Raw genomic sequence first — 10,254 nt, forward strand, 5'->3', positions numbered from 1 at the left:
AAAACGATAACCCTTATCCCGAGCCATGAATATGACACACGTAGACTTGGTCTCACAACTGATCAGGTTACATCAGAAACCTAATTGTTTTCAGCTCAATACACGACCTGCTGATTCTCGGATAACCAGCTCAGGCTTCAGCACAATCTTCTGTGGCTCTTTTCGCTCATCCTTTAACTCTTCAATCAACAGATCTACAGCGCGATGTCCCAGTTCTTCAATTGGCTGGGCAACGGTCGTAAGCGGTGGACTGGTTACCGAAGCCAGAATGGTATTATCAAATCCGATAATCGACACATCCTCTGGCACGCGTAGCCCCAGCTCTTTGGCTGCCTGAAGAGCACCGATGGCCTGAATGTCATTACAACAGAACAAACCTGTCGGGTGATCCTTCTCACCGAGCAGCAGTAACGCCTCTTTTTTGGCCGAGCTCAGGTCAGCTGCCGATTCTCGGATCTGATTCGGTTCCAGCGTATGACCTGCCTTAATCAGGGTTTCACGGAATCCACGTACACGTTCCTGACTGCTGCTGACTTTGGACGGTTCCGACAGAACCGCTACACGGGTGTGCCCCAGTTCAAGCAAATGCTCCGCTGCGAGTGCTCCGCCAATTATGTCGTCAATGGTGACTGTATGAACCGACAGGGATGGCATATGACGTGCAATCAAAGCGACAGGGATGGACTGCTGCAAAAGTGGTGACAAAATTTCGGCATTATCGATCCCGGTTCCGATCATCATGCCATCGACCCTTTTTTGCTGAAGCAGATTCAGGTAACGCTCTACCCGCTCGTCCTTATTATCCGTACTGCAGATGACCACGCTATAACCCAATTGTCGGCTTCGATCCTCCACGGCTCTTGCGAGTTCTGCGAAATACGGGTTTGAGATGTCCGGTACGAGCAGCCCCAATGTATACGTCTGCTTCCCTGTAAGTGCAGCTGCGATCGCACTGGGTTGATAATGAAGGCGTTCCATGATCTCCATAATCTCAGCGCGCCGCTTCTCGCTGATCTTGCCTTTGCCATTAATGACCTGCGAGACGGTTGCAATGGATACACCCGCCTCGCGTGCTATATCGTATATGGTTGCTTTCATTGTTGTTCCCCATTTGTGCTATATATAAGTTTCGTTATACATAGATAATTGTTCTCTTCTCATTATGCAGGGGGAAGTCTGCATACGCAACTTGAAGCCAGCACAATGTGCGTAGCATGAACTGTTTTACTTTTTCATCAACCACTCATGGTCAGGATCGTTATGGAATTTCCAGGTACGGGTTGGTCCAGCCATCACGTTCAGATAGTAGACCTCATACCCCGGAGGAGCGCCTACCGGATGATATCCGTCCGGAACAAGCACCACTTCTCCGTTCTTCACTGCTAGCGTCTCGTCCACAGAACGATCATCCGTGTATATACGCTGAATGGCAAACCCCTGCTCAGGCTGTACACGGAAATAATACGTTTCTTCCAGCAAAGATTCATCCGGGAGTGCGTCTCGATCATGCTTATGTGGCGGGTAACTGGACCAATGCCCATCTGGTGTGAATACCTCAACAACGAGCAGACTGTCCGCCTCTTTTTGTTCCGGCAAAATGTTGTGAATCTGGCGTTCCAGATTGCCATATCCTCGTGCCTCTACCCCTACATCTTCGGGTGCAATGAGACGAGCCGGGTACGTGCCTTTACCGGGTGCAACACATATAGCGATTTCCAGTTCGGTACGTGCTGTGATCTGCACTTGATCGGAAGTTGAGACGTAGACCGAATACGGCGGAATTTTCTCGAAAACACTCATTCTTTTTCCGATATTATCCCATGTGTGCTCCCGGGTACTTACATTGGCGAAACCACTGAGAAGCACCACACAGAGTTCCTGATCACCGCTCTCACGGGTTAGCGTCTCCCCCTCCGCCAGCTTCGCTACCTGAAAGCCAACATATTCCCACCCCGCCGACTCCGGTGTTACGTTTATAAGTGTACCGTCTCCCTCCGGGTTGACCACGGGTTTCACAATACGTTCTGACATCTTGTCATCCACTCCTTTCTGTAATCGTCCACAACAACCTGATACTTATAAAAAACAAAAACTTGGACCATTCTTGCGCTCTATTAGAAAAAAGTGACTTTAATCATCCACTATGGCGTTGCCGTTTGCGATTCCAGTGACATCCCAGGAACTTCACTCAGCTTCACAGGTCTTCCCCGCTCCATGGACATTTTTGCTGCCAGTGCAATTCGTTCTGCCTGTACTGCATCGTGGCCATCAACGATAACCGGTGTATCATGAATGATTGCATCGATAAAGAGGGCTGTCTCCTGTACATATGCTTCATTGTAGCGTTCCAGGAAAAAGTGTAACGGTTTGTCGCGCATAAGCCCGGCCGCTGTACTGATCTCAGCCGTATTTGGATGATCATTCGCCGCTGCGGCGCTGCCCTTCGAGCCAAATACTTCAACACGCTGATCGTATCCGTATACTGCCTGACGGCTGTTATCAATGACACCAATCGCTCCATTGGCAAACGTCATCGTTACAATCGCTGTATCCACGTCACCATGTTCCGCAAAAACCGGATTGATCAGCACGTTACCCTGAGCGTATACTTCTTCCACTTCACTCCCGGACAGATACCGAGCCATGTCAAAGTCGTGGATCGTCATGTCCATGAAAATCCCGCCAGACACCCGGATATACTCCGCAGGAGGCGGACTCGGGTCGCGAGACGTAATTTTGATAATATGTGGATCACCAATCGTACCATCCTGCACATGCGCACGTATCCGTCTGAAGTTGTGATCGAAGCGGCGGTTAAATCCAATTTGCAGCTTCACGCCAGCCTTCTGAACTGCCGCTACAGCCGCTTGGGTCTGTGCCAGATCCATGCTGACCGGCTTCTCGCAGAAGATATGTTTGCCCGCCTGGGCGGCCTGTTCGATCAGCGGCACATGTGTATCTGTTGAAGAACAGATCAGCACCGCGTCTACATTAGGCATCGAGATCAACTCGCTGCTGTTCGTTGTTACAACAGGGATGCCACGACTGGAGGCCCAAGCCTCCAATTCAGGACCTGCAAACAAGTCACTGATTCCCACAATCTCGGCATGCGGGTTACGCAGGAGATTGTCTGCATGAATTTTGCCGATCCGTCCAGCACCGATGATGCCAATTCTCACTTTGTCCTTGCCCATTCCGTTATCCTCCCTATGTGCGTCCATATGGGCTGGGCGTTCCCCTTAGCCCGAGTGATGCTCTGGTTGTTACCAGCGCGCCGTTACCATCTTCTTGCGAGTGTAGAATTCAACACCATCCGTACCATTGGCATGTAGATCACCATAGAAGGACTTTTTCCAACCGGAAAACGGGAAGAATGCCATTGGTGCAGGTACGCCCAGGTTAATACCCAACATGCCCGCATCAATCGTTTCACGGAATTGACGCATACTCGCTCCGCTGCGGGTGAACAGACACGCCCCGTTGGCAAAGTCGGAACGGTTCGCCAGCTCAACGGCTTCCTCCAGCGTAGACACTCTTGCCACCGAGAGTACCGGAGCAAAGATCTCATCCTGCCAAATTTTCATATTGCTATCAACTTGGTCGAATACCGTAGGCCCTACAAAATAACCGGATTCACCTGTCGCCTGATCCTTACGTCCATCCCGAATCAATGCCGCGCCTTCCTGCTCTCCGGCTTCAATGTAACTGAGTGTACGCTCTTTATGTGGTCCACGGATGACAGGACCGAGGAACACGCCCTCATCCATGCCGTTACCAATGGTAATACGGTCTGCCGCTTCCACCAGCTTTTGTACCAGTTCGTCAGCCACATCACCCACAGCCACAACAACCGCACATGCCATGCAACGCTCCCCTGCTGAACCAAAGGCTGCACTGGTAATCTCTTTCACGGTTAGATCCAGATCGGCGTCCGGCATAACGATGGAGTGGTTTTTGGCACCAGCCAGTGCCTGTACCCGTTTGCCATGCTTGGATGCAGTAGTGTAGACGTATTCAGCCACAGGTTGTGATCCGACAAAGGAGATCGCTTGAACATCCTTATGTTCCAGCAACCCGTTCACGACATCATGCGCACCGTGAACGATGTTGAGCACGCCGTCAGGAAGCCCCGCTTCCTTGAACAGCTCTGCCAGGCGGCCTGCCAGCAGCGGTGTGCGCTCGGACGGCTTCAAGACAAAGGTGTTACCACACGCAATAGCCAGCGGGAACATCCAGCACGGCACCATCATCGGGAAGTTGAATGGGGTAATCCCCCCAATTACACCGATTGGGTAGCGGTACATGCCCGACTCCAGTCCTGTAGCGATGTCAGGCAGTTGTTTGCCCATCATCAGATTCGGGGCACCAGCCGCGAACTCGACGCATTCAATGCCACGCAATACCTCGCCATACGCTTCGGCATAACTTTTACCGTTCTCCAGTGTCACCAGGCGAGCGAGCTCCTCCCAATGTTCAACCAGCAACTGCTGGTAGCGGAACAGAATACGTGCACGGCGTGGAACCGGTGTGCTGCTCCAGGATTTGAACGCTTCTCGTGCTGTCTGAACCGCCAGATCCACGTCCGCTTGTTCGGACAATGGCACATGTGCAATAACCTCTTCTGTAGCCGGATTCACCACTGGCTCCGTGCGAGTTGACGCTGGGGTTACCCAGGCACCTCCGATCCAGTTTTGTACCATTGTCGCTGTTGCAGACGCTTCAGAAATTCCTTTTCCCATAGCCCTGTCTCCCTTCACTTATGTGTGATCCCTTATGTTGAACTTATATGATTGATGTTGATCTGTATGAGTGTGTTATTCAAAGTATTGCAACGAGCTTCAAGACACGGTGATCTCGCCCCGATTGCAACGTTCAATGTAGTCATTTACCTGTTCGACCGTTGGCATTGCATCCGAACAGCTGTGGCTTGAAATAACGATACTTGCTGCGCCACTGCCATACGCCATACTGCGCTCAATTGTCCAGCCCTGCATCAATCCATACAGGAACCCAGCCGCATAGGAGTCGCCTGCACCGAACGTTTTGACCACTTTTGCCGGATAGCTGTCAGCGCGGTGGGAAAGCCCTTCACGCGTATAAGCAATGGACCCTTCCTTGCCGTGTTTGATTACAACGATATTCGCTGAGAAATCAAACCATTTCTGCGCAGTCACCTGATCGCTATGATCCGGATTGTGATCGAATGTCTCCATCATGTCGAACTCTTCACGTGTGCCGAGGATGATATCGCATTTCTCGGCTGCAAGGTTGTAATAGACCGCTGTCTCTTCATCTGATGTCCATGTGTATGGGCGATAGTCCAGATCAAACACAATAACTGTGCCATGTTTTTTTGCATACGTTAGTGCCTGTAATACGGCTTCACGGGATGGGCTCTGCGCGAGGGCTGTGCCTGAGATTAGCAGCACTTTGGAGTCAGCAATCAACTGCTCTTGTACCTCTTGCGCCTGTAATAACAAATCCGCTACATTGTCCCGGTACATCAGGATACTGCAATCGGTTGGGCTCTTGATTTCGGTAAAAGCAAGCCCCGTCACCGCTCCGGTGTCGTCCGTTACCACATTCGATGTGTCGATGCCGTTCTTCTCCAAGTAGCTATGGATGAATCTGCCCATTTGGTCGTTGGCGATCTTACCGATAAAAGCCGTCTCCATACCCAGTCTGGACATGCCAATCGTAATATTGGCGGGAGAGCCACCCACATATTTCGTGAACGTCATCGTCTCTTCCATCGGGCGATTGATCTCATTGGCATTCAAGTCGATACATAAACGGCCAATCGCGGTGAAATCCTTCTTCCTGGATACGGGAAAGGATACGTAAGTCATTGCATGTGAGCCCCTTTCTGTGGTGGGATTTTACATGTTGTATATGGATATCTAGACTGTATATTCATTCCTCGTGAGGATTAGTAAACGGCTAGAATAGGTCAGTTTAATTTCCAATCGTAACGTTATACTCTTGCTAGCCTTCTTCCTTTTCACTTCATGGGTTTGGCCTCTGACCGCTGCAATGCTGAACAAATCAGCTGTGTTGGTATAAGGACTCCATATAGTTCAAGGAGCGTTTGGCATACTCGTACGGGTTATGAATCGCAGGGTCCTGCTCTCCTTCAAGCATCGCCCAGCCATCGTACCCTCGTGTGATCAGTTCTTGCAGAATTGGTGCAAAATCAATGCATCCATCTCCTGGTACGGTGAACACTCCTCTACGAATACAACCGACAAAGTCAGACTGCTCCGCGCGTGCTTCATCCAGCACATGCGGGCGGATATCTTTCAGATGGATATAGGCGATCCGATCATAATGTTTGCGTAGCAGTTCAAGTGGATCGGCTCCGCCATAGTAGGCATGACCAGTATCATAGAGCAGATACACGAGAGAAGGGTCTGTCAGCTCCATCAGTCGATCAATCTCATCCGGTTGCTCTACCACTGTGCCTCCATGATGATGGTACGTAAGCTTCAACCCATGTTCGCGAGCAATAGCTCCTGCTTCGTTCAACCCTTCAGCAAGAATATGCCATTCAGATTCGCTGAGTCTGAGCACTTCTTTTTCATTCGGAGTTCGTCTTGGATCAAAATGAAGTGACCCGCCTACCTCCGCCGTACTGATCACCTTACTGCCCATGGATTGCAGAAACTCCGCATGTCTGCGATAACTGTCCAGCTCCGACTGACGATACGCCAGATCGGAGAACAGTACCGATTTCCACTGAGAGACCAACTTGATATTCCTTTTGCTCAATTCCTCACGCAATATAGCAGGGTCAGTCGGATATTTACGTCCCATCTCTGTACCTCTCAGCCCAAGACGCTGAATGTCATCCAGAATCTGTGCACACGTTGTCGCATCACCATGCTCTTTCACATCTTCACCGACCCAATTGATCGGATGAATCCCAAGCTGAAATGGCAGCTTGCTCATTGCTCCACGTCTCCTTTGTCGTTCAACATTGTGGTTCACTATATTAAACCGGATTAAATCGGTCTTGCTTTGGCACGGTTGGCTTGCATCGTGTGATGAGCATGAACTACCTTTTCTTCGGCAGATACCTCAGGTACACCCACATTCCACCATGACTCGTATCCACCTGCGTTGGTTCCAGGCAAGACCGGAATCTCAATCAACGTACTCACTGTTTCGTTCTTCGCATCTCGGAGTGCTTGTTCCAGCTGTTCTGCTGTCTCCGCTCTATAGGATTTGGCTCCCATGCTTCGGGCGTGTGCAGCAAAGTCCATTGGCATGTAATCCCCGGTCAGTCGTCCACTCTCGGATTCCCGATAACGGAACTCATTGCCGAACCCGTCACTACCGTGTTCCCGCTGCAAATTATGAATACACTGGAATCCATTGTTGTTGAATAATAGGACAGTCATCTTCTTCTGTTCCTGCAAACTGGTCACAAACTCCGAATGCAGCATCAGATAACTGCCATCTCCTACCATGGCGTACACTTCCCGATCCGGCTCGGCAAGTGCTGCTCCGAACGCTCCACTTACCTCGTACCCCATACAGGAGAACCCATACTCCATGTGGTATGTCTTTGGTTCAGACGCACGCCACAGACGATGTAGATCACCTGGCAGACTACCTGCCGCACACACAATGACGGAGGATGGATCAATCGTCCGGTTAACAACGCCGACTGCGGTAGTCTGTGCCAGCCCTGCTTCATGTTGAGCTGCATACAGCCGATCCACTTCTGCATTCCACTCAGCGCGGAGATCAGCAACTTCAGATGCGCCATATGCACTTCGGTATTGTCTTTCCTGCAATTCCTTCTGCAAAGCCTGCAATCCTTCGCGAGCATCTGCCAGAATGGCTTCTCCGCCTAACTTGGCGGCATCCATGCCATTCAGGTTAATGTTGATGAATGAAGCTTCCGGATGTTGAAAAGCAGAGCGGGACGCCGTCGTGAAATCCGAGAACCGAGTACCGACGCCGATCACCACATCCGCTTCTCTCGCCAGCCTATTGGCTGCCAGAGAGCCGGTAACCCCGATTGCCCCCACATTTAGTGGGTGGTCCCAAGAAACTGCGCTCTTGCCCGCCTGCGTCTCGGTGATCGGAATACCAAATGCCTCGGCAAATTCCACGAGCTCGGCGGATGCCTCAGAGTACAACACACCGCCGCCTGCAACGAGCAGCGGCTTTCTGCCACGGGCAATCTGCTCCGTTGCCCGCTCAATGGCTGCCTGTACCGGGGGGCGACGATCCAGATAATGTACTTTGCGGGCAAAGAAAGATTCCGGGTAATCGTACGCTTCTGCCTGCACATCCTGAGGCAATGCGAGCGTTACTGCTCCCGTCTCTGCTGGATCGGTTAGCACACGCATCGCCTGTGTAACAGCAATCATCAACTGTTCGGGACGAACAATGCGATCCCAGTACTTGCTGACGGCTTTGAATGGATCAGTTGCTGAGATTGTATAATCACTGCTCACTTCCAACTGCTGAAGTACCGGGTCCGGTTCCCGTGTAGCAAAGTTATCTCCAGGAAGCAATAAAACCGGAATCCGGTTCACCGTTGCAGTAGCTGCCGCTGTAATCATATTTAAAGCACCAGGTCCAATGGATGTTGTACATGCATAGATCTGTCTACGGTTCTTCTGTTTGGCATAAGCCGCTGCCGTATGCACCATGCCTTGTTCGTTCTTGCCTTGCATATACGTCAGGCTTCCCGGACTGCGCTCCAACGCTTCTCCAATGCCTGTTACATTGCCATGTCCAAAAATACCGATGATTCCCTTCACAAACTTGGTTTCCACCCCGTCAACCGAGATATATTGCTGATCCAGGTATCGAAGCAGTGCCTGGGCCATCGTTAATCGAATTGTTTTCATGAGTTTGATCGCCGTCCTTTCCTTTACGGGTTAAGCGCTTAATCTACGTTAAGTTTAAGCGCCTTACCCCTAAAGGTTAAGCGCTTAATTGATATGGTATTACAGGTTAATGATTTACGCAAGCTATTTTTGTAAGCGTTTTTATAAATTGTGATAAAGAAAAGATATTCTTGTGTTCGAACATGTGTTAGACCTTCTCTATTTGAACACTTCCACAATGACTAAGAACAGACTTAAATGAGGGGGAATCCATGGTGAGGATGGGATACACGCTAAAGCCATATAATCCGTGATCTTTGCATACAATTATGATCAATATGCCTGTGAATGCAAAAAAAAGAAAGAGACGGTACTCACCGTCTCTTTCTTTTTCAATATATAAGCGGGTGATGGGAATCGAACCCACGCTATTAGCTTGGAAGGCTAAAGTTCTACCATTGAACTACACCCGCATAACAACAATCGGGATGACACGATTTGAACATGCGACCCCCTGGTCCCAAACCAGGTGCTCTACCAAGCTGAGCTACATCCCGTTATATATACCGGCGAGAGGACTCGAACCTCCACGGTTTCCCACTCGATTTTGAGTCGAGCGCGTCTGCCATTCCGCCACGCCGGCAAAATATGAAGTTATAATGGCGCGCCCTGAGAGATTCGAACTCCCGGCCTTTTGATTCGTAGTCAAACGCTCTATCCAGCTGAGCTAAGGGCGCAAAATATTGGAGCGGAAGACGGGAATCGAACCCGCGACCCTCGCCTTGGCAAGGCGATGCTCTACCGCTGAGCCACTTCCGCAAATAAAGGATGCGCGTGGAGGGACTTGAACCCCCACGTCAAAGACGCTAGATCCTAAGTCTAGTGCGTCTGCCAATTCCGCCACACGCGCATATAATGGTGAGTCATGAAGGGCTCGAACCTTCGACACCCTGATTAAAAGTCAGGTGCTCTACCAACTGAGCTAATGACTCATAGAAAAACTGGTGGAGGATGATGGATTCGAACCACCGAACCCGTACGGGAGCAGATTTACAGTCTGATGCGTTTGGCCGCTTCGCTAATCCTCCAGGATTACATGGTGCCGGCGAGAGGACTTGAACCCCCAACCTACTGATTACAAGTCAGTTGCTCTACCAGTTGAGCTACACCGGCGTATTACATGGTGTTATAAATGGTGGCTCGGGACGGAATCGAACCGCCGACACGAGGATTTTCAGTCCTCTGCTCTACCGACTGAGCTACCGAGCCTTACTACATTAAAAAAAATGGCGGAACCGACGGGATTCGAACCCGCGATCTCCTGCGTGACAGGCAGGCATGTTAGGCCAACTACACCACGGTTCCAGATCACTTTCTCAAGGAAAGTATAATTGCGGGGGCAGGATTT

7 protein-coding genes and 11 tRNA genes are annotated in these 10,254 nt (G+C 50.5%); all 18 read right to left on the reverse strand.

What is annotated here, in order from left to right; all coding sequences use genetic code 11:
• Nucleotides 1-90: 90 nt before the first annotated feature.
• The 18 genes from PAEAM_RS19775 to PAEAM_RS19860 all read right to left on the reverse strand — a co-directional run bounded on the left by PAEAM_RS19775 (nt 91) and on the right by PAEAM_RS19860 (nt 10,211).
• Entirely contained in the window at nt 91-1,098 is a 1,008-nt protein-coding gene (locus PAEAM_RS19775; RefSeq protein ID WP_100528697.1) for a LacI family DNA-binding transcriptional regulator, read from the reverse strand.
• 126 nt (nt 1,099-1,224) lie between these two features.
• Entirely contained in the window at nt 1,225-2,031 is an 807-nt protein-coding gene (gene iolB / locus PAEAM_RS19780) for a 5-deoxy-glucuronate isomerase (protein WP_074093115.1), read from the reverse strand.
• A 110-nt stretch (nt 2,032-2,141) separates the two neighbouring features.
• Nucleotides 2,142-3,194 carry an inositol 2-dehydrogenase gene (gene iolG, locus PAEAM_RS19785; protein ID WP_100528698.1) on the reverse strand — a complete coding sequence of 351 codons (1,053 nt, stop codon included), beginning with the start codon at nt 3,192-3,194 and terminating at the stop codon, nt 2,142-2,144.
• Between the two features lie 69 nt (nt 3,195-3,263).
• Complete coding sequence (locus tag PAEAM_RS19790) at nt 3,264-4,739, reverse strand: CoA-acylating methylmalonate-semialdehyde dehydrogenase (protein WP_244661184.1); 1,476 nt, start codon at nt 4,737-4,739, stop codon at nt 3,264-3,266.
• 99 nt (nt 4,740-4,838) lie between these two features.
• Complete coding sequence (gene iolC, locus PAEAM_RS19795; RefSeq protein WP_100528699.1) at nt 4,839-5,849, reverse strand: 5-dehydro-2-deoxygluconokinase; 1,011 nt, start codon at nt 5,847-5,849, stop codon at nt 4,839-4,841.
• 196 nt (nt 5,850-6,045) lie between these two features.
• A complete protein-coding gene (iolE, locus tag PAEAM_RS19800) occupies nt 6,046-6,948 on the reverse strand; it encodes a myo-inosose-2 dehydratase (protein WP_076254893.1) in 903 nt (300 codons plus the stop codon).
• A 53-nt stretch (nt 6,949-7,001) separates the two neighbouring features.
• Nucleotides 7,002-8,867, reverse strand: coding sequence for a 3D-(3,5/4)-trihydroxycyclohexane-1,2-dione acylhydrolase (decyclizing) (iolD, locus tag PAEAM_RS19805; RefSeq protein ID WP_100528700.1), 1,866 nt, complete (start codon nt 8,865-8,867; stop codon nt 7,002-7,004).
• 381 nt (nt 8,868-9,248) lie between these two features.
• Nucleotides 9,249-9,319: transfer RNA gene (locus PAEAM_RS19810), tRNA-Gly, on the reverse strand.
• Nucleotides 9,320-9,329: 10 nt separating this feature from the next.
• Nucleotides 9,330-9,403: transfer RNA gene (locus PAEAM_RS19815), tRNA-Pro, on the reverse strand.
• A gap of 7 nt (nt 9,404-9,410) precedes the next feature.
• A tRNA-Leu gene (locus tag PAEAM_RS19820) sits at nt 9,411-9,489 on the reverse strand.
• 17 nt (nt 9,490-9,506) lie between these two features.
• Nucleotides 9,507-9,583, reverse strand: a tRNA-Arg gene (locus PAEAM_RS19825).
• A 7-nt stretch (nt 9,584-9,590) separates the two neighbouring features.
• Nucleotides 9,591-9,665: transfer RNA gene (locus PAEAM_RS19830), tRNA-Gly, on the reverse strand.
• A 10-nt stretch (nt 9,666-9,675) separates the two neighbouring features.
• Nucleotides 9,676-9,756, reverse strand: a tRNA-Leu gene (locus PAEAM_RS19835).
• A gap of 6 nt (nt 9,757-9,762) precedes the next feature.
• Nucleotides 9,763-9,838, reverse strand: a tRNA-Lys gene (locus PAEAM_RS19840).
• A 10-nt stretch (nt 9,839-9,848) separates the two neighbouring features.
• A tRNA-Tyr gene (locus tag PAEAM_RS19845) sits at nt 9,849-9,934 on the reverse strand.
• Between the two features lie 9 nt (nt 9,935-9,943).
• A tRNA-Thr gene (locus PAEAM_RS19850) sits at nt 9,944-10,019 on the reverse strand.
• 20 nt (nt 10,020-10,039) lie between these two features.
• Nucleotides 10,040-10,115: transfer RNA gene (locus PAEAM_RS19855), tRNA-Phe, on the reverse strand.
• An 18-nt stretch (nt 10,116-10,133) separates the two neighbouring features.
• A tRNA-Asp gene (locus PAEAM_RS19860) sits at nt 10,134-10,211 on the reverse strand.
• Nucleotides 10,212-10,254 lie beyond the last annotated feature (43 nt).

Origin of the sequence: Paenibacillus sp. GM1FR (assembly GCF_002803315.1) — a bacterium.
GTDB lineage: Bacteria > Bacillota > Bacilli > Paenibacillales > Paenibacillaceae > Paenibacillus > Paenibacillus amylolyticus.